Origin of the sequence: Paraburkholderia sp. A1RI_3L, from assembly GCF_048957895.1 — a bacterium.
GTDB classification, from domain to species: domain Bacteria; phylum Pseudomonadota; class Gammaproteobacteria; order Burkholderiales; family Burkholderiaceae; genus Paraburkholderia; species Paraburkholderia kururiensis.
The window spans coordinates 169,545-192,340 of record NZ_JARCHA010000006.1 but is presented as its reverse complement, the minus strand read 5'-3'; the positions used below and the strand labels follow the sequence as shown (position 1 = coordinate 192,340).

General features: G+C 65.2%; 20 protein-coding genes and 2 pseudogenes. 11 read left to right on the top strand and 11 right to left on the bottom strand.

The window, feature by feature from the left end; translation table 11 throughout:
- Positions 1 to 71: 71 nt before the first annotated feature.
- The gene (locus PXJ20_RS18235; RefSeq protein ID WP_413213373.1) at positions 72 to 1,799 is read left to right on the top strand and encodes an NAD+ synthase; all 1,728 of its coding nucleotides are present in this window, start codon (positions 72 to 74) and stop codon (positions 1,797 to 1,799) included.
- Positions 1,800 to 1,871: 72 nt separating this feature from the next.
- The gene (gene glnK / locus PXJ20_RS18230) at positions 1,872 to 2,210 is read left to right on the top strand and encodes a P-II family nitrogen regulator (protein ID WP_017773206.1); all 339 of its coding nucleotides are present in this window, start codon (positions 1,872 to 1,874) and stop codon (positions 2,208 to 2,210) included.
- A 158-nt stretch (positions 2,211 to 2,368) separates the two neighbouring features.
- Here glnK and PXJ20_RS18225 read toward each other — a convergent pair whose 3' ends face one another.
- The 6 genes from PXJ20_RS18225 to PXJ20_RS18200 form a co-directional block, all read right to left on the bottom strand.
- Positions 2,369 to 3,481, bottom strand: a complete 1,113-nt coding sequence (locus PXJ20_RS18225) for a porin (protein WP_126877838.1) — start codon at positions 3,479 to 3,481, stop codon at positions 2,369 to 2,371.
- 646 nt (positions 3,482 to 4,127) lie between these two features.
- On the bottom strand, positions 4,128 to 4,916 hold the full coding sequence (locus PXJ20_RS18220) for an ABC transporter ATP-binding protein (RefSeq protein ID WP_017773208.1): 789 nt from the start codon (positions 4,914 to 4,916) through the stop codon (positions 4,128 to 4,130).
- A 24-nt stretch (positions 4,917 to 4,940) separates the two neighbouring features.
- Positions 4,941 to 5,654, bottom strand: coding sequence for an ABC transporter permease (locus tag PXJ20_RS18215; protein ID WP_017773209.1), 714 nt, complete (start codon positions 5,652 to 5,654; stop codon positions 4,941 to 4,943).
- A 9-nt stretch (positions 5,655 to 5,663) separates the two neighbouring features.
- Positions 5,664 to 6,353, bottom strand: a complete 690-nt coding sequence (locus PXJ20_RS18210) for an ABC transporter permease (protein WP_421030538.1) — start codon at positions 6,351 to 6,353, stop codon at positions 5,664 to 5,666.
- 167 nt (positions 6,354 to 6,520) lie between these two features.
- Positions 6,521 to 7,300 (bottom strand): ABC transporter substrate-binding protein, encoded by a 780-nt coding sequence (locus PXJ20_RS18205; protein WP_421030539.1) that lies wholly within the window; start codon positions 7,298 to 7,300, stop codon positions 6,521 to 6,523.
- 541 nt (positions 7,301 to 7,841) lie between these two features.
- The gene (locus PXJ20_RS18200) at positions 7,842 to 8,381 is read right to left on the bottom strand and encodes a periplasmic heavy metal sensor (protein WP_017773212.1); all 540 of its coding nucleotides are present in this window, start codon (positions 8,379 to 8,381) and stop codon (positions 7,842 to 7,844) included.
- Positions 8,382 to 8,604: 223 nt separating this feature from the next.
- Here PXJ20_RS18200 and PXJ20_RS18195 point away from each other — a divergent pair, with 223 nt between their 5' ends.
- Both PXJ20_RS18195 and PXJ20_RS18190 read left to right on the top strand, forming a co-directional pair.
- Positions 8,605 to 9,336 carry a response regulator gene (locus PXJ20_RS18195; protein ID WP_017773213.1) on the top strand — a complete coding sequence of 244 codons (732 nt, stop codon included), beginning with the start codon at positions 8,605 to 8,607 and terminating at the stop codon, positions 9,334 to 9,336.
- Positions 9,320 to 10,645 carry an ATP-binding protein gene (locus PXJ20_RS18190; protein ID WP_421030540.1) on the top strand — a complete coding sequence of 442 codons (1,326 nt, stop codon included), beginning with the start codon at positions 9,320 to 9,322 and terminating at the stop codon, positions 10,643 to 10,645. The genes PXJ20_RS18195 and PXJ20_RS18190 overlap by 17 nt, the downstream gene beginning before the upstream one ends.
- A gap of 129 nt (positions 10,646 to 10,774) precedes the next feature.
- Here the strand turns inward: PXJ20_RS18190 and PXJ20_RS18185 are convergent, their stop codons facing one another.
- Both PXJ20_RS18185 and PXJ20_RS18180 read right to left on the bottom strand, forming a co-directional pair.
- Complete coding sequence (locus tag PXJ20_RS18185) at positions 10,775 to 11,041, bottom strand: hypothetical protein (protein ID WP_017773215.1); 267 nt, start codon at positions 11,039 to 11,041, stop codon at positions 10,775 to 10,777.
- 208 nt (positions 11,042 to 11,249) lie between these two features.
- On the bottom strand, positions 11,250 to 12,938 hold the full coding sequence (locus PXJ20_RS18180) for a diguanylate cyclase (RefSeq protein WP_421030541.1): 1,689 nt from the start codon (positions 12,936 to 12,938) through the stop codon (positions 11,250 to 11,252).
- 862 nt (positions 12,939 to 13,800) lie between these two features.
- On the opposite strand from PXJ20_RS18180, the pseudogene PXJ20_RS18175 reads away from it, so the two are divergent.
- Together PXJ20_RS18175 and PXJ20_RS18170 are read left to right on the top strand one after the other, a co-directional pair.
- Positions 13,801 to 14,987: pseudogene (locus PXJ20_RS18175) on the top strand (ABC transporter permease); the annotation flags it as partial.
- A gap of 65 nt (positions 14,988 to 15,052) precedes the next feature.
- A pseudogene (locus tag PXJ20_RS18170) lies at positions 15,053 to 16,367 on the top strand (AAA-associated domain-containing protein).
- 200 nt (positions 16,368 to 16,567) lie between these two features.
- Here PXJ20_RS18170 and PXJ20_RS18165 read toward each other — a convergent pair.
- From PXJ20_RS18165 to PXJ20_RS18155, 3 genes are all read right to left on the bottom strand, one after another.
- Positions 16,568 to 17,152 (bottom strand): hypothetical protein, encoded by a 585-nt coding sequence (locus PXJ20_RS18165; RefSeq protein ID WP_421030544.1) that lies wholly within the window; start codon positions 17,150 to 17,152, stop codon positions 16,568 to 16,570.
- Positions 17,149 to 17,715, bottom strand: a complete 567-nt coding sequence (locus PXJ20_RS18160; protein WP_421030545.1) for a hypothetical protein — start codon at positions 17,713 to 17,715, stop codon at positions 17,149 to 17,151. The genes PXJ20_RS18165 and PXJ20_RS18160 overlap by 4 nt, the downstream gene beginning before the upstream one ends.
- A gap of 256 nt (positions 17,716 to 17,971) precedes the next feature.
- A complete protein-coding gene (locus tag PXJ20_RS18155) occupies positions 17,972 to 19,012 on the bottom strand; it encodes a sigma-54 interaction domain-containing protein (RefSeq protein ID WP_126878441.1) in 1,041 nt (346 codons plus the stop codon).
- A 493-nt stretch (positions 19,013 to 19,505) separates the two neighbouring features.
- Between PXJ20_RS18155 and PXJ20_RS18150 the strand changes: the two genes are divergently transcribed.
- The 5 genes from PXJ20_RS18150 (at position 19,506) to PXJ20_RS18130 (ending at position 22,688) form a co-directional block, all read left to right on the top strand.
- Positions 19,506 to 19,823, top strand: coding sequence for a DUF883 family protein (locus PXJ20_RS18150; protein ID WP_126878442.1), 318 nt, complete (start codon positions 19,506 to 19,508; stop codon positions 19,821 to 19,823).
- An 84-nt stretch (positions 19,824 to 19,907) separates the two neighbouring features.
- Positions 19,908 to 20,183, top strand: coding sequence for a hypothetical protein (locus tag PXJ20_RS18145; RefSeq protein WP_421030546.1), 276 nt, complete (start codon positions 19,908 to 19,910; stop codon positions 20,181 to 20,183).
- A gap of 344 nt (positions 20,184 to 20,527) precedes the next feature.
- The gene (locus PXJ20_RS18140) at positions 20,528 to 21,931 is read left to right on the top strand and encodes a sigma-54-dependent transcriptional regulator (RefSeq protein WP_413213381.1); all 1,404 of its coding nucleotides are present in this window, start codon (positions 20,528 to 20,530) and stop codon (positions 21,929 to 21,931) included.
- Between the two features lie 22 nt (positions 21,932 to 21,953).
- The gene (locus PXJ20_RS18135) at positions 21,954 to 22,310 is read left to right on the top strand and encodes a hypothetical protein (RefSeq protein WP_421030547.1); all 357 of its coding nucleotides are present in this window, start codon (positions 21,954 to 21,956) and stop codon (positions 22,308 to 22,310) included.
- 150 nt (positions 22,311 to 22,460) lie between these two features.
- Entirely contained in the window at positions 22,461 to 22,688 is a 228-nt protein-coding gene (locus PXJ20_RS18130; protein ID WP_026121335.1) for a hypothetical protein, read from the top strand.
- Positions 22,689 to 22,796: the final 108 nt, after the last annotated feature.

The following is a 22,796-nucleotide window of genomic DNA, read 5'->3' as shown; positions in this document are numbered from 1 at the left end:
TGTGAAGTCCAGGGCGTCCCCGTCGAGCCACCGTGGCGGCGCGCTCTCACTGCGTTGCCCTTGTCCCTGCCATGAAGACCCGAATCGCTCTTGCCCAACTCAATGTCACCGTCGGCGACTTCGCCGGCAACACCGCGAAGATCGTTGCTGCCGCGCGCGCAGCGCACGAGGATGGTGCGCGGCTCGTCGTTGCCCCGGAGCTTGCCCTGTCCGGCTACCCGCCCGAAGACCTGCTGCTGCGCCCCGCGTTCTATGCCGCAAGCGCGGCCGCGCTCGCCCAGCTTGCCCGCGAGCTGAAGCCCTTCAAGGGACTGCACGTCGTGGTGGGTCATCCGTGGCGCGATAGCGGCGCTGCCGACGATGGCGCCGGCAGCGCGAAGGGCCATGGTAATGCAAACGCGCCGATCGAGCGCGGCCTTCCGCCTGTCGATACGTTCAACGCAGCATCGCTGCTCGTGGACGGCGAAGTGGTGGGCACCTACCTCAAGCAGGATCTGCCGAACACCGAGGTCTTCGACGAGAAGCGCTACTTCGCGTCTCGTGCGAAGCCGTTCGTGTTCGAACTCGACGGCGTGAAGTACGGCGTGGTGATCTGCGAGGACGCGTGGCACGCCTCGGCCGCGCAAATGGCGAAGGCCGCGGGCGCGCAGGTCGTGCTGATTCCTAACGGCTCACCGTATCACCTGAACAAGGAGGCCACGCGCGTTGACATTCTGCGTGCGCGGATTCGCGAGACCGGCTTGCCCATGGTCTACGTGAACATGGTGGGCGGCCAGGACGAACTCGTGTTCGACGGCGGGTCCTTCGTGCTCGACGCGAAGGGCGAGGTGGTGGCGAGCATGCCGCAGTTCCAGGAAGGGCACGCCATCGTCGAGATCGAAACGCAAGGCGGCGCGCCGCGGCCCTTGCCGGCTGCCGTCGCGCCCGAGACATCGCTCGAAGCGAAGGTCTACGGTGCGCTCGTGATGGGCGTGCGCGACTACATCGGCAAGAACGGGTTTCCGGGCGCGATCATCGGCTTGTCGGGCGGTGTGGATTCGGCGCTCGTGCTCGCGGTGGCATGCGACGCGCTGGGCGCGGACCGCGTGCGCGCCGTGATGATGCCGTCGCGCTACACCGCGGACATCTCCACCACGGACGCCGCCGACATGGCCCGCCGCGTCGGCGTGCGCTACGACGAGATTGCGATTGCGCCCATGTTCGACGCCTTTCGCGGCGCGCTCTCAACGGAATTCGCCGGCCGCCCCGAAGACGCAACGGAAGAGAACATCCAGGCCCGCATTCGCGGCACGCTGCTGATGGCGCTCTCCAACAAGTTCGGCTCCATCGTGCTCACCACGGGCAACAAGAGCGAGATGGCCGTGGGGTACTGCACGCTCTACGGCGACATGGCGGGCGGCTTCGCCGTGATCAAGGACATCGCCAAGACGCTGGTTTATCGGCTTTGCCATTACCGCAATGCCGCGTCTGGATTTGCCACGCAGAACATCATCCCGGAGCGCATCCTTACGCGCGCGCCCTCGGCGGAACTGCGCGAGAACCAGACCGACCAGGACAGCCTGCCGCCCTACGACGTGCTCGACGCCATCATGCGCATGTACATGGAAGAGGACCGGTCGCTCGCCGAGATCGTGGCGGCCGGCTACGCGCCCGAAGACGTGCAGCGCGTGACGCGGCTCATCAAGATCAACGAGTACAAGCGGCGCCAGGCGCCGATCGGCATTCGCGTGACGCACCGGGCGTTCGGCCGCGACTGGCGCTATCCGATCACGTCGCGCTACACGGAACCGCTGCAATGAACGGGGCGTAGAATCGACGCATCCTTTCTTTTTTTTCGAACGTTCGAACACTGATACGAGACGAGGTAAGCCATGAAACGCATCACCGCCATCATTAAACCGTTCAAGCTCGATGAAGTGCGCGAAGCGCTGGCCGAAGTGGGGCTCACGGGCCTGACCGTGACCGAGGTGAAAGGCTTCGGTCGCCAGAAAGGGCACACGGAGCTGTACCGCGGCGCCGAATACGTGGTGGACTTCCTGCCGAAGGTGAAGATCGAGGTCGTGGTGGCGAACGAGCAGACCGACCAGGTGATCGACGCGATCATCGGCGCGGCGCGCACCGGCAAGATCGGCGACGGCAAGATTTTCGTGGCGGAAGTGGAGCGCGTGATCCGCATCCGCACCGGCGAGGAGAACGAAGCGGCGGTTTAAGGGCCGCGCACCGGCCGGACGGCGCCCGCAAATAGAACACTCAAAAGCGGCGCCGCAAAATAAAAAACGGTGCGACACCCTTTCGGGTACCGCACCGATACGCGCCTCTCGCAGCAGCGTGAAAGTGTTTCTACAGCTGTTCTGTTCTCACCCGTCGATTAGAACGAGTGCTGGATGCCGGCGTACACGCCCGTCTGGCTGTGGCCAGGCAGCGGGTTCTCGTTGTAGGTCGTCGAGGAAACCGTACCGCCCGCACCTGCCGGGTTGGCATCCAGACCGAAGTTCGCGGTCTTGCTGTTACGCACCGTAGCGATCTGGATGTCGAGCAGCGTGCGCTTCGAGATGTTGTACGAGCCGCCGATCGTGTAGATCGTCGCGTTGCCTTGACCCTTGTTCGCGTTCACGTGATAGACCGCCGCGATCAGGGCTGCAGCCGGCGTGGCTTGCCACGTTACACCGCCCCATTCGTGATCGAGCGAGGTCGGCGCAGCGCCGGCCAGCGTGGCGTCATGCGACGTGCGGATCGCCTGGTACGCGCCCTGGATCTTGAACGGACCGAGGAACACGTTGACCGCAGCCGTGTATTCACGCGAGAAGTTGAACGCGTCGGTGAAGAGGCCGTTGGCGTTGTTGCGGATTTCGTCGTAGATGCCGCGAACCTGGAAGAGCGACGACGTGTAGGTCAGTTGCAGACCGCCTTCACGGCCTTGCGACGTCGTGCCGTTACCGTTCCAGTTCGTCGCGTTCGACAGCGCGTACTGGCCGTACGCGTCAAAGCCGTAGAACTTCGGCGACTGGTACGAAATGTTGTTGCTCGACTGCGGCCAGTTGCGGCCACGCACCAGCGACGCCGACGACCAGTTCGACTGACCGAACGGATCGAAGTCCCACACGCCGTTCGAGATGAAGAGTTCGCGGCCCAAGAGCAGGGTACCGTAGTTGTCGTTCGACATACCGACGGTCGCCCAGCGATTGAAGAGGCCGCCGCCGCCAGGGCCCGTGCCGTTCATCGTGTTGAAGCTGCCTTCCAACTGGAACAGCACCTTGTTGCCGCCACCGATGTCTTCGACGCCCTTCATGCCCCACAGGCTCGTGCCCCAGTCACCGCTCTCCGCGCGCCAGCGCGAGGTCGAACCGGTGTAGCTGTTGTTCGGCAGCCCACTGATGTACTCGAGACCTGCGTCCAGGCGCCCATACAGCGTGACGCTACTCTGTGCGTGCGCAACCACGCCAGCCGACATCAGAGCTGCTGCGAGCAAAGCTTTCTTCATCTTCTCCTCCATACCCTGTCAAGAAGTCAACCCAGTACTGCGAATGGTGTTCGCACGCATCACGCGGCGAACAGGAACCGGAATTTTGGGAGACGGTGCACTGAGGATCGCTGTGGTATGACGCGGCCAGACAACTGGCTCTTATCCCGTCATGCCGATCCTGCGTTGACCGGTGTCTCCTCCGTTTTTGAAGTGAAACTACTTTTAATCAACTTTGTTTTGCTACTTTGGTTACTAATTTAGCAAAAAAGACTCGCCCGGGCGAACAAATTCGCGTGACTTCGGTCAGGTGTCGTCAAATTGCAATAGATCGATGCTGCGGGACGCCTGACAACAGCAGTGAAAATTCCGCCAGGCCTTGTCTGATAAAGGACTCACGGCTTTTGACAGGGGGCGTTCAGGATTCTCTGTATTGACGCCAGAAAACTCCCGGAGTAGTGCGAAAGAACGGCTGTTTGAGCCGGTTTTGGCGGGTTTGCAGCGGCTTTTGGGGTCTTCCTGCGCGGGGAGCGGAACGGCGGCGGAGCAAAAGAAAAGGCGCCGTAAGCGCCTTGTAAAACTACATTGACTACATTCGCCTCCCCGTATCAAGACAACAAGGACGACGTACGGTCTTCAGACCGGCGACATACCGTCGCGCGGCCCGCTATTTGAGACTGCCCGACAGGAACTGCTTGAGGCGCTCGCTCTTCGTATTGCCGAACACCTCCGTGGGGTGGCCTTCCTCCTCCACGCGACCCTGGTGCAGGAACATCACGTGGTTGGATACGTTGCGCGCGAAGGCCATTTCGTGGGTCACGACGATCATCGTGCGGCCTTCTTCGGCGAGCGTCTGCATCACCTTCAGCACTTCGCCAACCAGCTCCGGGTCGAGCGCCGACGTCGGTTCGTCGAAGAGCATGACGTCGGGCTGCATGGCGAGTGCCCGCGCAATCGCGACGCGCTGCTGCTGGCCGCCCGACAGATGCGACGGGTACTGTTTCTCGACGCGCGGCGCGAGGCCCACCTTCTCCAGATACGTGCGGGCGCGCTCCTCCGCCTCGCGGCGCGACACGCCCAGCACGTGCACGGGCGCCTCCACGATGTTTTCGAGCACGTTCATGTGCGCCCACAGATTGAAGTGCTGGAACACCATCGAAAGCTTGGTGCGCACGCGCTGCAACTGCTTCTGGTCCGACACGCGCAGCGCGCCGGAACGGTTGTCCTGTAGCGTGCGCACTTCTTCGCCGTCCACGAAGATGCGGCCCGCGTTGGGCTGTTCGAGAAAGTTGATGCAGCGAAGCATCGTGCTCTTGCCCGAACCGGACGAGCCGATGATGCTGATCACGTCGCCGGCGTTCGCCTTGAGCGACACGCCTTTCAATACCTCGTTGTCGCCGTACTGTTTGTGCAGCGTATCGACGAAGAGCTTCTGCTTGTGCGTCTGGGAATCCATCGAAGTCCTTGGGCGGGCGTCTGATTACTTGCCTTGCGGTCGCAGGTAAGCGAGCCAGCGGTGCTCGGCGCGGCGGAACAGCCACACGAGCGTGAAAGAGATGGTGAGGTAGAGCAGCGCGGCAATGCCGAACGCGCCGAACGATTGATAGGTCGCCGAATTGACGTCACGCGCGATCTTGAGGATGTCGGGCACCGTGGCCGTGAACGCCACCGTAGTAGCGTGCAGCATCAGGATCACCTCGTTGCTGTAGTAGGGCAACGCGCGGCGCAGCGCCGACGGCAGGATCACGCGCCGGTACAGCGTGAAGGTGGACATGCCGTAGGCGCGGGCCGCCTCGATCTCGCCGTAGGGCGTGGCCTTGATGGCGCCGGCGAAGATTTCCGTCGTGTAGGCGCAGGTGTTGAGCGTGAAAGCGAGCAGCGTGCAATTCATGCCCTCGCGGAAGAACGCGTTGGTGAGCTCGTGCGAGCGGACGATCTCGAGACTGTAGAGGCCCGTATAGCAGAGCAGCAACTGCACGTAGAGGGGCGTGCCGCGAAAGATGTAGGTGTAGAGCCACACGAGGCCCGCGAGCCATTTCTTCTTCGACACACGCGCCACCGCGAGCGGCACCGAAAGGCAGAAGCCGAGTCCGATGGAAACGACGAGCAGCCACAGCGTGATCGCGACGCCGGTGAAGCGGTAGCCGTCGGTGTAGAGATAGTTGCGCCAGTATTGCTGGATCAGCTCGAGCATAGGTTCGCCTTAGAGTTCCGCTTTGCGCACGCCGGTCGAGTAGCGCTTTTCGAGGTAGATGAGCACGAAGTTCGAAACCGTCGTGATGCCGAGGTAGATTGCCCCTGCAAGCAGCGTGAAGAAGAAGAACCGCAGCGTGCCCTTGCCGGCATCCTGCGAGGCCTTCACGACGTCGGCGAGGCCGATGATCGAGACGAGCGCCGTCGATTTCACCAGCACCTGCCAGTTGTTGCCGATGCCGGGCAGCGCGAAGCGCATCATCTGCGGGAACATGATGCGGTGGAATACCTGCCAGCCCGTCATGCCATAGGCGTGGCCGGCTTCCAGCTGGCCGGGCGGCACGGCGAGGAACGCGCCGCGGAACGTCTCGGTGAAGTACGCACCGTAGATGAAGCCGAGCACGATGACACCGGCCGCGAAGGGGTCGATGTCGATCTGGTCCCAGCCGAGCATGTCCGTCAGGTTATTGAGCCAGATCTGGATGCCGTAGAAGAGCAGCAACATCAGCACGAGGTCGGGCACGCCGCGAATGAGGGTGGTGTAGAGCGTGCCCACGCCGTGCGAGAGCCGGTTCTTGGAGAGCTTCGCTGCCGCGCCGAGGAGGCCCAGCAAAAACGAAAGCGCCAGCGAAAGAACTGCGAGCTTGACGGTCTGCCATGTGCCGGCGAGGATCAGCGGGCCGTAGCCTTGAAAGAGCATATCGAGGTCCTTGACGGCACGTCAGGCGCGCCGCGAAAGACGCGGCACTTCACGTGCCGCTGTGCAAATGAAACCAGGGGTGCTCCGCCGTTGCCGGCGAAACGGTGTCGTGGACTTTATTACCGCCCCCGCACGAAACACCATCGGTGCTCGCCCGGGCGCGGGTGCTACTGGATTCCCGGGTAGATGTCGAAGTCGAAGTACTGCTTCGCGAGCTTGCGGAACGTGCCGTCCTGATGGATTTCGGCCAGCGCCGTGTTGAGCATCGCCTTCAATTCGATATCTTCGGGACGCAGACCGATCGCCGTACCTTCGCCGATCGTCTTCGGGTCCTTCACTTCGGGACCGGCGAAGGCGAAGCCTTTGCCGCGCGGCGTCTTGAGGAAGCCGGCGTCGGCCTGCACTTCGTCCTGCAGCGTCGCGTCGAGCCGTCCCGAGAGCAGGTCCGCATAGACCTGATCCTGATTCGGATAGGTGACGACCGTCACGCCCTTCGGCTCCCACCAGGCTTTGGCGTACGCCTCCTGAGTCGAGCCTTGCTCGACGCCCACGCGCTTGCCCTTGAGCGATGCGGCCGTGGGCAAAAGCGGCGAGCCGGCTTTGGCGACCATCCGGGCGGGCGCGTCGTACATCTTGTCGGAGAAGGCGATCTGCTGGCGGCGCTGCCCGGTAACGGTGTAGGACGACACGATTGCGTCGAATTTCCTCGCTTTCAGGGCGGGGATCATCCCGTCGAAGTCCTGCTCCACCCAGACGCATTTCACGTTCATCCGCGCACACAGTGCACGTGTGAGCTCGACCTCGAAGCCGACCATCTGGCCGTTGGGCGCTTTCGATTCGAACGGCGGGTAGCTGGCATCGACGCCGATGCGCACGGTTTTCCATTCCTTCGCCATGGCCCCCGTGGCCATGACAGCAAGCGCCACGCAAACTGCGAGCTTCTTCATGATTCTCCTGATACTGAGCGGTTGTCGCTGTGGCTGTGCGACACCCCCCGGCCGGCTCGTGACCGGCCGCCGCTATTCTAGGCGGTCAAAAATTGGCGACACCGCTTTTTTGCCCTGCTGGATGGCCGGCATGCGCGGTCCGGTCATGGGCTGCGGCCTTGCCTCGTGGCGCGGCTTGCGCCCGGTTTTGCGCCCGGCTTCACGCCCGGTTCTGCGGCGCGTCGAAGCGGGCGCTAAACCGGCGTCTCCCGGCTCTGTCCGTCTTGCACCGGCGCCTGCATGAGGCGACGCGAGGCCGGCGCAGGCCGAAAAGCGCGGTATTTTACCTGAACAGGATGGGCGTGCCAGTGCGGCGGCATGGGGCCGGAAGAGGGCGGGCGATGGTGGGGCGGGGACGTGCGCCGATGGATGCCGGCGCAACCGTTGGAGCGCCGAAGCGGCTGGGAAGGAGAAGAACGGAAAGGCGGCCCCCGTCACGAAACCGGGATGCCGCGTCCGTCAGCGGCCGGGCATGCCTTGCGTGCCCGGCCGCGGGACAGCGTTACTGCTGGACCGGCGCCGGCGCGCTAGCCGGGCCGCGGCGATGCTCCCAACGGTCACGCATTTTCTCGCGGTGCGCTTCCATTCGCTCGAAGCGCGTCTTGAGCTCCGTGCTCACCGTCGTCTTCTGCTGGTCGTTCAAGCCGTTGTAGAACGCAAGCCAGGCCTGCGCCGTTTCCTCGCGCAGTTGCACGTTCTGCTGTTCGGCCTGCTGACGCGCCGCATGCAGGGCGTTCAGATCGAGAATGGGCTGCTGCTTCATGGCGTCGAACTGCTGGCGCATCTTTTCGTGAATTGCGCGCTGGGCTTCGTGGTCGCGCTTCATCGTGTCGAGGGCGGCCTGCCACTGCTTTTCCTGGTCGGCATTCAGCTTGAGGCGGTCGTGTACCTGCGTGAGCTCTTTCATGAAATGCTCGTGCATGCCCGGACCGCCAGGGCCGCCAGGACCACCGGGCGGCGGCATCTGGGCGTAAGCGGCGCCGAGCGAAAGCGTCAGCGCGGCGGCGGCAACGGCGAGAATGCGAGAGGGCTTCTTGTACATCGTGATGCTCCTTGTGTGATCGTCGGTCGGAGCGGGTGCGCAATAATGGACGCGCATTTCCGCAACCGGTGATGCACAGCGTAGAGAGGCGCACGATGCGTCGTGTTACGGCCCCGTTCGGAGTCGTTACGCGACATTACGCCAGCCTTTCGTAGTAACGCCCCGTAACCCTTTGGGGAAAGTCGGGGGGCAAACGTAACGGGCCGCACGATAAACTTCCGCCATGGCTACTCAAATCCTTGTCGTCGACGACGACGTAGAACTGCGCGACCTGCTGCGCGACTATCTGGTCAAACAGGGCATCGAAGTGTCGGTGCTGCACGACGCCGGCTCGCTGGAGCGCCGGCTCGAACGCGAACGCCCCGACCTCATCGTGCTCGACCTGATGATGCCCGGCGTGGACGGACTCACGGCGCTGCGCAAGCTGCGCGCCTCGGGCGACGACATCCCGGTGATCATGCTGACCGCGCGCGCCGACGACGTGGACCGCATCGTCGGTCTCGAACTCGGCGCCGACGACTACCTCGGCAAGCCGTTCAATCCGCGCGAACTGCTCGCGCGCGTGCAGGCGGTGCTGCGTCGCCGGCGCACGCTGCCGTCTGCCGCCGCGCCCGAGCAGCGCGAGCCGTTCTCGTTCGGCCGTTTCATGCTGGATTTCCAGTCGCGCGCGCTGCATCAGGAGGGCCGTCCCCTCACGCTGTCGGGCAGTGAATTCGCGCTCCTGAAGATTTTCGTCAATCACCCCATGCGCACGCTCACGCGCGAGCGCCTGCTCGAACTGCTGCACGGTCCCGAATACGACGGCACCGACCGCGGCATCGACGTGCAGGTGTGGCGCCTGCGCCGCATCCTCGAAACGGATCCTTCCACGCCGCGTTTCATCCAGACGGTGCGCGGCCGTGGCTATGTCTTTGTGCCGGACGGAGAGCCAAACGCTCATGCGTCGACCGGTTGATTCACTGTTCGGGCGGCTGGCCCTGCTGTTCATCGGGGTGCTGCTGCTGTCTCACGTGGCCTGGTTTGCGCTCATGCGGCTCGAACGCAACCAGCTGCAGACGCGCTATGCCGTCGAAGAGGCCACCTTTCTCGTCGAGGCGGTGCGGCAGCACGTCGCGCGCTCGCCGGATCAGCCGTTGCCTTCGCGCGTGCGGCTCGTCGACCCCACCAGCCGCGACGTCCCCATCAATCCCGATGACCTCCCGCCGTCGCTGCGCCGCTTCCTCGAAGACGTGCGCGACCGCATGCCGCCCGGCACCGACGTGCGCGTCGGTACGCCGGGACATCCGCCCACGCTGTGGGTGCGCTCGCCGGCCGATCGCAGCTGGATCGTGGTGCCGGTGCAGCCGTTGCGCCTGCTGAGGCCCATCGAAAAGATGGTGCCGTGGTTCATCATCATCTTCTCGGCCGCACTGATCGCCGCGCTCGTGGCAGCGTGGCAGCTTCAGCAGCCGTTGCGCTCGCTTGCGCAGGCGGTGTCGCGCTTCGGCCGCGGGCTGCCCGTGCCGCCCGTGCCGGAGCGGGGGCCGCGCGAACTGCGTCAGCTCACGCACGGCTTCAACCAGATGGTCCAGGAGGTGGCGCGCACGGACAACGATCGCGCCGTCATGCTGGCCGGCGTCGCGCACGATCTGAAGACGCCGCTTGCGCGGCTGCGGTTGCGCGCCGAAATGATGGAGGAAGCCCGCATGCGCGACGGCGTGGTGCGCGACGTCGATTCCATGGCGCACATCGTCGACCAGTTCCTCGTTTTTGCGCACGACGGCGCGGACCGCAGCGAACCGGTGGAAGTGGACGAGCAGTGCCGGCGCATGGTGCGCTCGTACCGCGCCGTTGCCCCCGGCGCTGCCGCGATCGAAATGCGGCTGGAAGCAGGCGGCGGCTTCAAGCTTCCGGCGGCCACGCTGGAGCGCATCCTGTCGAACCTGCTCGACAACGCGCATGCCTACGGCGCACCGCCCGTCGTGGTCGCCACGGCGCGCACGACGGGCGGCTACACGCTTTCGGTCAGCGACAGCGGCAAGGGTATCGCTCCGCAAGATCTCATCAACGCAAGCCGCCCGTTCGTGCGGCTCGACCCCGCGCGCGGCGGCAACGGGCATAGCGGGTTGGGGCTCGCCATCGTGGAGCGGCTGGTGCGGCGTGCTGGCGGTGAGTGGGAAATTGGCAACCACGAAGGCGGCGGCCTGCGTGCACTGATGACGTTTTCGCAGGACGCCATGCCGCGTGGCGAGAAAAAAGAGGAGGCGCAGCAGGGCGCCTGGTGAGGCCGCGGGCCGCGGCTTGCATCCTCTGGTTGTGTGGTACGGCGAGTTGGACGAGTTGGATTGGAAGGTGTCCGATGCAGGCGCCTGAAGTGGGCGCCGCGTGAGAGACCTAAGGTGCGCGCGGCGCGACTACTCCGAGAACAGCGAATCGAGCGCAGAGGCGGCGTCGCTGTCCACGGTGTTGTAGGTGACCGTGTCGGCTTCGAAGATGTAGTTCGTCGTGTACTTGCCGAGACGCGCCAGAATTTCCTCCTGAACCACTTCGGGCGCCACGTCGAGCTTCAGATACCACGCTGTCGACGACAGGCGCGTCTGGAACGCTCCGTATTCGGCCATCAACTGGTCGAACGCGTGAGCATCCTGGTCGCGGCAGACGATGACCAGATTCCCCTTCATGCACACCTCCGATAGAACGTATCAACGAGAATCGCGCGAGGGCGCGGCGCGCTCCGCGGCGTCCTCATGTCTGACCGATGATAACCGCTAAAGGCGGCGTGCCGGGTATCGGCTGCGGCGCAGCGGGAGGGTGGCGGTCATGTAGTCGTCGTGCCGCGCTGCCGCTCATTGCCGTTGAACTGCACGTGCACCGCCTCGCACGCTCCCGCTACGCTTGCCACGACGCGTTGGCAGCCGTGCGCGGAGACAGCGAGCTGTCGTCGGGCGCGCGTGCCTCGGTCCGGTCGCGTCCGGCCGACTTCGCGGCATAGAGCGCGATGTCCGCGCGGCTGATGAGGCGCTCCGGCGGATCGTCGGGCGCGTACTCCGTAATGCCGATGCTTACCGCGAGCTCGACGTCCTCGGGCAGCTTCGCAGGCTGGGATCCCTTGAACCGTTTGCGCAGCCGCTCCATGACTTCGATGCCTTCGGCAAGCCGCGTCGAGGGCAGGACGATGCCGAACTCCTCGCCGCCCAGGCGCCCCACCGCATCCGTGCCGCGCAGCTCGGCGCGGCACGTGTCGACGAAATGCTCGAGCGCGTGGTCGCCGGCTGCGTGGCCGTAGCAGTCGTTGATCTGCTTGAAGTGGTCGAGATCCGCGATGGCCATGCAAAGCGGTGTGCCGCTCGCACGGGCCCGGTCGATCTCGTGCCGCAGCAAATCGAGAAAGTAGCGACGCGAGAGCGCGCCCGTCAACGCGTCGTGCCGCGCCTCGGCCGCGAGCAGCGCGTTGGCCGCCTGCAACTGCTCGGCGAGATCGCGTGTGGCGCGATGGTGTCGCAGCTCGCGCGTCCACGACACCGTGATGACCCACGTGAGCGTCACCGTGCCCACGAGCGTGAGGAACACCAGCAGCCGGTCGCGCCCGTGCGAGCGATGCAGCTCGGGCCAGGTGGCGATGGGATCGACGAGATGAGCGGACAGACCGGAGTTGAGTCCGCCGCGCGATTCGTAGAGCGCCGGTGTGCGGTGCCGCGGCATGTCGAACAACTGCGCGGCGGCCGCGGTCGGCACCCAGGGTTCCTCTTCGCGCATGTCCGCACTGAGCGAGCGGATTTCGAGCGGCGGGAACCGGTCGCGCAGATACATGTTGACGCGCTCGCCGGGGTTCATCGTGAGCGCCGCGGCATTCGGCAGCGTGCGACCTTCGAGCCGGTTGTCGTTGGCCATGATGATGACGCCGTTCTGATCCGTCACGAACGACCCGGGATGCGCTACCCAGTGCCGCAGCCGCGAGAGCGACATGCGCGCGACCACCGCGCCGACGAGCATGCCTTCGTCGTAGACCGGCGCGGCGATGAAGATGCCGGGGTCGCCGCTCTGGCGTCCCACGCCGTAGCCTTCCGTGAAGGCGCCAAGACGCGTGCTGACGAAGTAGGGACGGGTGCGCATGTCCTTGCCGATATACGGGTGAGCGCCGGTCGCATTGCTCGATGCCACGCACAAGCCGTTGCCGTTGATGAGCCAGATGGCGTCGAGCCCGGAGAAACCCTGTGCGTCGTGAAGGAAGCGATTGATCGCTGCGAGCGCCGGCACGCCCGCAAGCTGCGCCAGCCGTCCGGCATCGGACTTCCCGTCGTCCGGCGTGTACTGCCGGACCGCGGTGAGCACGTCCTGCACGGCGTCGAGCTCGGCCATCGTCGATGGAATGGCGCGCGAAAGCGCAAGGTCGCTCGCAATGACCTCGGCCATGTTATCGACGATCGAAGAGGTCACCTGCCGCTGCGCGCGCAGTGCGGCCGCGAGCTCCTGCTGGACCATGCGGTCGGCGATCGCACCGGCGGCGAACCAGCAGAGGATCGCCGCAAGCACGAGGCCAAGCGGTGCGGCCAGCTGGCGCAAGGATGTCCTGTTCATCGGCCTTTCGATCTGTCTGGTATCCGTATGAAGGCGGCTGGGGGAGATCGTCCGCCGCGCGCCGGCCTGCCGGGCCCCGGAAGCGATGACGCCGGAGTGTTCGTATTGGCGGGCCGCGCTCGCGTGGGTGTCTCCGTCGCCCGGCGGGGCCCGCAGCCCGCTCGGCGATTTTACCTCTGCGATGGCGTACGGGATGGGCGGGGCGCCTCAGCGCGGTTCGGATCGCGCGTCACGCTACGCCACGCCGTTTCGACGAGCGCCCTTTCCATTTGCTTTCGCGTGGCGGTCGAGAGCGACAGTCGAGAACCACGTCGGAGCGCGATGTCGCGGCCATGCGATGTGCCCGCAGTCTGCGTGTGGTTGGTTCCGGGAGCAAGGTTGTGCCTTGAGGTTGTGCCTCGAGGTTGTGCCTGTCACACAGGTTGTAGTAGTGTCATGCGGTCCTAAAGAACTGCCGCCGAAGTGCAGCCCCGCAGGCGCTATCTGGCTCGCGCGAGGGGCCTCGCCGGCAAGGCGCAAGCCGCCGATCGCTGCGAAGGGCGCATGCGTCTCGCGTGCCGTGCGGGCGTGCAACGCCGGCCGGAACGACGTGTTTCTCGAACTGCAACGGATGACGCGCCTATGCGTTTTGCCATGTCTCATTGCTGTTTTCCCGACCGCTTCCCGACGCTTCCTGTCGCAGCATCCCGCTCGATGAACGAGCCGTGGAATTGCGCGACCGTGGGCGACCATCACGGTGGTGCATCTGTGGAGGCACGCTGAGATGGACTTCAGCTTCAACCTGAACCGCACGGCGAACGCGTCGGCGTGGCGGCTGCTGCCGAACGGCTGGGACTTTGTGGCGTTCCCGCTGATCCTGTGCCTGATCTGGAACATGATGATGTCGATGTCGGGCGGCTGGTTCTTCGTGGTGGCCTCCGAGGCGATCACGGTGGGCAACAACACGATCACGCTGCCGGGCATCGGCGCGTACCTGGCGCAGGCGATCACGGAGAAGAACCTGCACGCGGTGGGCTGGGTGATTCTCACGATGACCGTGGTGATCCCGGCCTACGACCAGTTCCTGTTCCGCCCGCTGGTGGCGTGGGCTGACAAGTTCCGCATGGAGAACACCTCTTCGGGCGACGCGCCCGAGTCGTGGCTGCTCGACCTGATTCGCCGCACGCATCTGATTCATCAGTCGCTCGTGCCGATGGGCTTTTGCTGGCCACGCTCGCGCGCGTGCCGTTCCGGCTGCCCGCCGCGCTGACCTCGTCACTGACGTCCATCGCGGCGCCCGCTCCGGCGCGCGGCGAAGGTCTGCGCGCGAAGATCGGCGATGTTATCTGGGCCGTGTTCGTGATCGCGCTCACGGTCTACGTGGTCTGGCGCGTGATCGCGTTCGTGCGCACCGGCGTCACGCTCGACGAAGTCGGCCATGTGTTCGTGCTCGGCCTCATCACGCTGTTGCGCGTGGTGCTGCTGATCGCGATTGCCTCGGTGATCTGGGTGCCGCTCGGCGTGCTGATCGGCCTGCGTCCGGCGCTTGCCGAAGGTGCAGCCGCTCGCGCAGTTCCTCGCGGCGTTCCCGGCGAACCTGCTGTTCCCGGTGTTCGTGATCGTGATCGTGCGCTTCCATCTGAACCCGGACATCTGGCTCTCGCCGCTGATCGTGCTCGGCACGCAGTGGTATATCCTGTTCAACGGATTGCGGGCGCCACGGCGTATCCGAACGACTACAAGGAAGCGGCCAGAACTTCCGCATCCGCGGCTGGCAGTGGTGGCGCCAGGCGATGCTGCCGGGCATTTTTCCGTACTACGTCACGGGGGCGATCACGGCCTCGGGCGGCGCGTGGAACGCGAGCATCGTGTCCGAGTTCGTGCAGTGGGGCGACACCAGGGTCGCTGCGCACGGCCTCGGGCGCGTATATCGCGCAGATGACGGCAGCCGGCGACTACCCGAAGATCATTCTCGGCATTGCCGTGATGTCGCTGTTCGTCACGCTGTTCAACCGCGTGCTCTGGCGTCCCCTCTACACTTACGCGGAGTCCCGGCTGCGGCTCGACTGATCGAATAATCGAAGGCTCGAAGGTAAAGCGATGCAAACCCCAAGACCCCAAGCACTACGACTACGCTGGGCGACGCGCAGGGCGTCCCGATTCCGCCGCGCGTCGGCGAGGAAATCCTGCGCGTGCAGAACGTGTGCCGGGGCTTCAACAAGACCCAGGGCGAGTTGCTCGTGCTAGACGACGCCAATCTCTCGCTGCGCGAAGGCGAGATCGTCGGGCTGCTCGGCCGCTCGGGCTCGGGCAAGTCCACGCTGCTGCGCATCATCGCGGGGCTGATTTCTCCGACCTCCGGCGAGGTCGCGTGGCGCGGCAAGCCGCTCGAAGGGCCGGCCGAAGGCGTGGCGATGGTGTTCCAGACCTTCGCGCTGTTTCCGTGGCTCACGGTGCTGCAGAACGTGGAAGCGGGCCTCGAAGCGCAGGGAGTGGGCGCGCGCGAGCGCGCGAGCGGGCGCTGGCCGCCATCGACCTGATCGGTCTGGACGGCTTCGAAAACGCCTACCCGCGCGAGCTTTCGGGCGGCATGCGCCAGCGCGTAGGCTTCGCGCGCGCGCTTGTGGTGGACCCGATGCTCATGCTGATGGACGAGCCGTTCTCGGCGCTCGACGTGCTGACCGCCGAAACGCTGCGTACCGACTTGCTCGATCTCTGGACGCAGGGCGCTTGCCGATCAAGTCGGTGCTGATCGTCACGCACAACATCGAGGAAGCGGTGTTCATGTGCGACCGCATTCTGGTGTTGTCGTCGAATCCGGGGCGCGTAGTGGCCGAGATCAAGGTGCCGTTCAAGCACCCGCGCAACCGTCTGGACCCGGCGTTCCGCAAGCTCGTGGACGACATCTACGCGAAGATGACCGCCCGCCAGACCGGTGAGGCCACCCGCAGGGCTCGAGCTCGGCAGCTGGCTGCCGCGTGTGTCGACCAACCTGATGGCCGGTCTGATCGAAACGCTGGCGGCGGCGCCTTGTCACGGCCGCGCCGACATGCCGGAAATCGCGCGCTCGCTGCACCTGGAAGTGGACGACCTGTTCCCGATCGCCGAAGTGCTCCAGCACCTCGGTTTCGCCGACGTGCGCGAAGGCGATGTGCTGCTTACGCCGCCCGCGCGCGTGTTCGCGGAATTCGGGACGCAGGAGCGCAAGATGATGTTCGCCGAGCATCTGCTGCGCCGTGCCGCTCGCGGCGCGCATCAAGAAGGTGCTCAACGAGCGACCCGGGCACCGCGCGACCGCGCGTGCGCTTCGAGCAGGAACTGGAAGACTTTCTCTCCGACCAGGCGGCGGAGGAGACGCTCGATACGGTGATCGACTGGAGCCGTTATGCGGAGATCTTCTCGTATAACGACCAGACCGAGATCTTCAGTCTGGAGGATGTGGAGGCTTGATGGGGAGGCTAAGGCCGGACCCGCGCGGCGATGCGCTCACCCGTAGCGAACGCGAACCGCGCGTGCTTCGTGTGGCACGGCACCAACCAGGGAAGGGCTGCACGCCGTAACGTCGTACACGAGCAGCCCCTTTGCTCTATCCGGCTCTTCGCGGAGTGGTCACCATCGGCAGGACCGCGGACCCATCGAAGTGGGCCTCGTTATTGCAACGCGCCCCAGCGTTCCACAGCCGGTTCCGCCGATGCCCATTTCCAACCCTTGTCTTGCAAGCACGCGCTGCCGGTGAACCAGTACGTCGGCGCGTTCGCGTCGTCGCCGTCCACCACCGAGAACACGAACTCCTTGCAGATAGCGAGCGCCGACGTGAACGCCCGCGTGACGCGTACTTCGCCGTGACCATTCTCGATGGGCAGCGTGTGCTTCACGCGCCATGGCTTCGCATTGCCGACCGGCATCGAACCCGCGAGCGACGCAATCATGTTCTGCTGGTCGCCGTGCATTTCGCGCAGGTAGCGGTTCACGGCTTCGTCGGTGGCCGCCTGAACGGCAATGCCCACACCGATACCCACTGCCGGGTTGGCCGTGACGAGGCCCGACGCGGCACCCGCCGCCGCACCGCTCGCGGCGCCAATCGATCCGCAGCCGCTTACGACCAGCGTCGCGCCTGCGCATAACGCGGCGGTGGCCGCGATGCGAGCGAGGCGTATCGCGCGCGCCGTGCTTCGTCTTTCTTCGTGTCCGGCCGGAGGTGCCTGACGATGCCATCGGGGCAGGCCGCGCGTCATTGCAGCGCGCCCCAGCGTTCGGTGGCGGGCTCGGCAGAGGCCCACTTCCACGTGTTGCCGTCGCGGCAGATAGAGGCCACGTAGAACGCGCTCGACGCAGGCGCATTCTGTTTCGCGGCCGTATCGACCGAGAACACGATCTCCTTGCAATCCAGTGTGCCGCTGCTGATGGCGCGGCTCACCGTGACGCGGCCATGCTCGTCGTCTTCGATGGGCACCGAATGCGTGGCTGACCACGGCGCGACAGCGCCCACGTCGAGGCCGCCTGCTGCACGTGCAATGGTGTCCTGCGTGTCGCGATGGACGATGCGTTCGGAGTACTGGACGCCTGCCTTCGCGGCTGCCACGGTGCCGAGGCCGATGCCCGTCGCGACGGCCGCGTTGCGCGTCACCTTGCTGGCGAGCGCGGCACCTGCGATACCGGCGCCCGCTGTGGCGCCTTCGGAATACATCGAGCTGCAGCCGCTGAGTAGCGTAGTGCCGAGGGTGGTGCAGAGCGCGCTCATGACGAGGGCGCGGCGTAGGGCGTGCGGTGTGTTGCGACAGCGCGTGATGCGCTGCATCGGAAGGTTTCTTTTTAACATTTCCCGTGGCCGTATCGTGCGCGCGGGCCTTGTTTTACAGGCTCAAATGCATGAGCCGGTATGCCGCGCACTTCTCACGGTGCAGCATTGTGCAATACGCGAAGTGTGAGCGACATAGAAAAAATGCAAGCAATTGCAAAAGGGCGTGCATTGCACACGCGCGTGTGACCGCGGACCGCTGCGTTTCACAAAAGTGCGGCGCGGTGGGCAGCCGCGCCGCATCTTTTAAACACCTTTACGCTTCTTCTTCGCCTTCGCGTTCCTCGCTGCCGTACGCGCCGAGCCGGTTGTAGAGCGTCTTCAGACTGACACCGAGCGCGCGCGCCGCGCGGCGCTTGTCGCCGCCGCAATACTTGAGCGTGCCGAGAATGATCTGCTTTTGCGCGTCGGCGAGCGGCGTGCCGATCCACACGCTCATCGCGTCGCCCTGCGTGACGGGCTTCTTGACCCGCGATACGAGGTGCGGGTGCGGAATCTCCACGACCTTCTCGGCGAGGATGAATGCGCGATACACCGCGTTCTTGAGTTCGCGCACGTTGCCAGGCCACGACCAGCTGCGCACCGTCTCGAGCGCCCGCTTGCTGAACACCTTCTGCGTGTTTTCGCGCTCGTTGAGTTCGTTGAGGAAGTGCTGGGCGAGCAGTTCGCGATCGCCGTCGCGTTCGCGCAGCGGCGGCGCGCGCAGCGGGAACACGGCGAGCCGGTACATCAGGTCCTCGCGCAGGCCGTTCTCTTTCACCGCCGTTACGGGGTCGCGGTTGGTGGCCGCGATCACGCGCACGTCGCTGTAACTCGCCTCGCTGCTGCCCACGCGATAGAACGTGCCGGTTTCCAGCGCGCGCAGCAGCTTGACCTGGCGCACCGGCGTCATTTCCGTCACCTCGTCCAGAAACAGCGTGCCGCCGTTCGCATGTTCGAAGTAGCCCACGCGGCCCTGAATCGCACCCGTGAAGCTGCCCTTCTCGTGGCCGAACAGTTCGGCCTCGATGAGCTCGTCCGGAATCGCGCCGCAGTTCACGGCGATGAAGGGCGCGTCCTTGCGCGTGCTCTGCTCGTGGATCGTGCGCGCAATCAGTTCCTTGCCCGTGCCCGATTCGCCGATGATGAGCGCCGTCGCATCGGTGCTCGCCACGCGTTCGATCTGCTCGTACAACTCCTGCATTGCCGGCGACGAGCCGTACAGCAAGCCGTACGACTGCAGCGCTGCGGCGCGCGGGTTCGCCGACCCGGCCGCTGCGCGGTCGGTGATGGGCGTTTCCAGCTCGATTGACGGCATGGTGAAGGTATTCCGCATAAAAGGGTTCTTGCCGCGACGCATCGTCACTGTCGTTTCTTCGTGGCGTCTGCGCGGCATTCGCGGGCACGGCGGCGGGCCGGGATCGTTCCTTGCCTCTTCGGCATGGGCGGCTTGCCGCGCGAATCTCGTAAACATTTAACCACTGGCCAGACGCGCGCCGCAACGTACCGTCTCCGCGGCGCGAACGAAAGGCGACGCGCGAACGCGAAAGGCCGAATCGTTGCAGCGCGGTGCGGCAACATTGACTGCGCGGCGTTCTGCGCTCAGGCAAGGTTTGCCGTTTTGGCGTGCCGCACAGGGGTGAGGGTGCCCTCGTGCGGAACTCGTCACGCGCAAAACGATCGACAGAAAAGTACCGGACACGTTCGCCGGCACATGCGGCAGGCGCAGGTTCTGCTGCAACCCTGCTACTGAAACAACGACTGAAACCGAACGAAGGAGGAGCCCGATGTCCGCCACGATGTCATCCCCGATGTCCCCAACCACCGAGCAACTCGCGCTGGGCAGGCAGAAGGTCGTCGACGATCTTCGCGTTTTGCTGACCGACTCCGAAGAGATGCTGCGGCTCACCGCGTCGCTCACGGGCGAAGGCGTGGAGGCGCTGCGCGAACGTCTGCGCATGCACGTCGAGTCGCTGCAGGACACGCTTGCCACCACGCAGTCCGCGGCGCAGCGCCAGTATCGGGCGGCCACGGTGCGTACCGAGCGCTATGTGCGCGGCAACCCGTGGCAGTCGCTGGCCATGGCGGCCGGCGCCGGCTTTTTGCTGGGCGTGCTCGTGGCGAGTTGAGGGCGCGTCGGCAAGGCCGGTTGCTTCCGGCTCAACGCTACATGCACGCGGGCTCATCCGATATCGCACACGAAGGAGCAGGAGATGACCAGACCCATGGCTCGACAGAAAATCGGCATATTCGGCGCCCTGGTTGCCGTGGGCGGCGTGCTGGCGTGGCGGTGGGCGCAGAAGCATCGCGCCTCGCAGGCGTGGCTCAATCGCGACCTGAGCCGCTGGGAGGAAGAGGGCGGCGCGCTCGTCAATACGACGGACGCAACCCAGCAGGCACCGGCCCATTCGATGGCAGCGCAGCACGCGATGGCAAACGGCGAAGATCACTCGGCGCGCAGGGACGCATGGCCGTTCCCGCGCGGCTGAACGAGCGCTGCGACAACATCGCGAGAACGCAGCGCCGTTCGGTATGCAGGGTCGTTACGGCCCCGTCGATATCGTCTTACAATGTTTAAGTTCGTGGCGCTGCATGCTGTGGTGCATGCCGTTTTCGCGAATTCATTGCTGAAGTGATGCGCCGAACGGGGCGAATTTTCGCAAATCGCGACGTCCCGAAACCGCCGCGCGGCCACCGCTGCCGCGCGTTTCAAGAGCCGAAGGCGGCAACGCTTCAGTTGGGCGTGGAAGCATCCGGAGCCTGTCCGGATGGCAGGTTTCCGCGCTGCCGCCGCATCCCGGTTCGCTCATGTTCACAACACTGACGAGAAGCGATGTCACACGTACTGATTGTCGACGACGATTCCGATACCCGCGAGGCGCTGGCCGCCATCATCGCGCAAGACGGTCTGACGACCGCGCTTGCCGGCGACCTGCGCGAGGCCCGCATCCAGCTCGTGCGCCAGACCCCGGACGTGGTGTTCACCGACCTCAAGCTGCCCGACGGCAGCGGCGTCGATCTGTTCGAAGACCTCGATCCCACCTCGGGTGTCGAGGTCATCGTCATCACCGGCCATGCCACGGTGGAGTCCGCCGTGAGCGCGCTGAAAATGGGCGCGACCGACTACCTGGTCAAGCCCATCAACATGCAGCGCGTGAAGGCGATTCTGAGCCGCCTGCCGCGGCCCGGCGACCTCAAGGCCGAAATCGGCACGCTGCGCGGCGAACTGCGCCGCATGGGCCGCTTCGGGCTGATGCTCGGCAGCTCGCCCGCCATGCAGGAGGTCTACGACCAGATCAGCCGGGTGGCGCCCACCGCCGCGTCGGTGATGCTCGTGGGCGAGTCGGGCACCGGCAAGGAAGTGGCCGCGCAGACCGTGCACCAGTTGAGCTTGCGCCGTAAGCATGCGTTTCTCGCCGTGAATTGCGGCGCCATTTCGCCGAACCTCATCGAGTCCGAGATGTTCGGCCACGAGCGCGGCTCGTTCACGGGCGCGGACCGCCAGCACAAGGGCTACTTCGAGCGTGCCAACGGTGGCACGCTGTTTCTCGACGAGATCACCGAGATGCCCGTGGAGCTTCAGGTGAAGCTCTTGCGCGTGCTCGAAACGGGCATGTTCATGCGCGTGGGCACGACGAAGGAAATCGAGACGGACGTGCGGCTGATCGCCGCCACCAACCGCGACCCCGAGCAGGCCGTGGTGGAGGGCAAGCTGCGGCTCGACCTTTATCACCGGCTCAACGTGTTTCCCATCAGCCTGCCGCCGCTGCGCGAACGCGGCAAAGACGTCGAGCTGCTCGCCCAGGCGTTTCTCGACGAGCTCAACGAGCGGTACGGTACGCGCAAGCACTTTCCGCCCGCGGTGAAGGAAATGCTGCTTTCGTACCCGTGGCCCGGCAACGTGCGCGAACTCAAGAACTACGTGCAGCGCGCCCACATCATGTCGAGCGCGGATTCGGACGCCACCGCCGTCGTGCCGTTGCAGATCTCCATTGCGAAGCCTTCGGCGGGTACCGCGATCACGATTCCGTTCGGCACGTCGCTCGCCGAAGCCGACCGGCAACTGATTCTTGCCACGCTCGAGCAGTGCGGCGGCGTGAAGACGCGCGCGGCAGAGATTCTCGGCATCAGCCTGAAGACGCTTTACAACCGGCTCGTTGAGTACGGCAACGACACGAAGCCCGCGGAAGGCGAAGCAGGCGACGAATCGCAGACGATGGGGCGCGCCAACGTGTGAGCGTTGCGCGCGGCACGTTCGCATGAGCAGCGTGCCGCGCGTCGTCTGGGGCACGCGTCGTGCATCGCTCAGTTCACTGACGACGGATACGACGAAGGAGCCCGACATGCTGCGTCACCTTCCATCGCCTCGCACGCCGCAACCGGCGTGGTGGCTGGCACCCGCATTGGCCACCACGCCCCTGCGTACGCATACCCCGCAGCCCGAAGACCCGCCCGAGCCCGGCGAGCCCTCGCCCATGCCGCCTGAACCTGCCCACGAGCCCGACGAACCTGAGGCGCCGCCCATCGGCGACCCGCCCGCCCAGCCGGGAGAGGTGCCGCACGCCGCGCCGAAAATCGGCGGAGTCGATAGGGGCGCCGAACTTCGCGTTGTGTAAATGCTGGTGTGGCCCCATCGGCCGTCGGATGCGAATTGATGTACTTGTTACAAAGCAGCCCAACTTTTTTACCGGCAATTTCGCTTGCCGCACCTAGACTGAAAGGATGTCACCCGCCTGGGTGACCGCTTCCATCTGGAGGCTTCAATCATGAGACACCCTGCATTGCGGCGTTCCGCACGCCATTCGGGCAAGCGCAACGCGCGCGACGGCGCACAACAAGGTGTACTGGGCGGTCCGCCGCCGGAGCTGAGCGACCCGGCGGCGCAAAACCGCCCCGCGCCCGGTGTACCTGCGGACGGCGAGCACAACCAGGGCGGGGCACGCCCCGAAGGTCTCGACTACCAGCGGGATCTGGGCTCCGAGCAGGACGCCTGAGCCGTATTCGCGTTTCAGTCGTACCCGTAGAAAATTATTGTCACCCTGCGCGGCGGCGCGGCACGAATCCGCGGGGGCGTGCCCGCGCCTTGGGGTTTTATTTTTCTT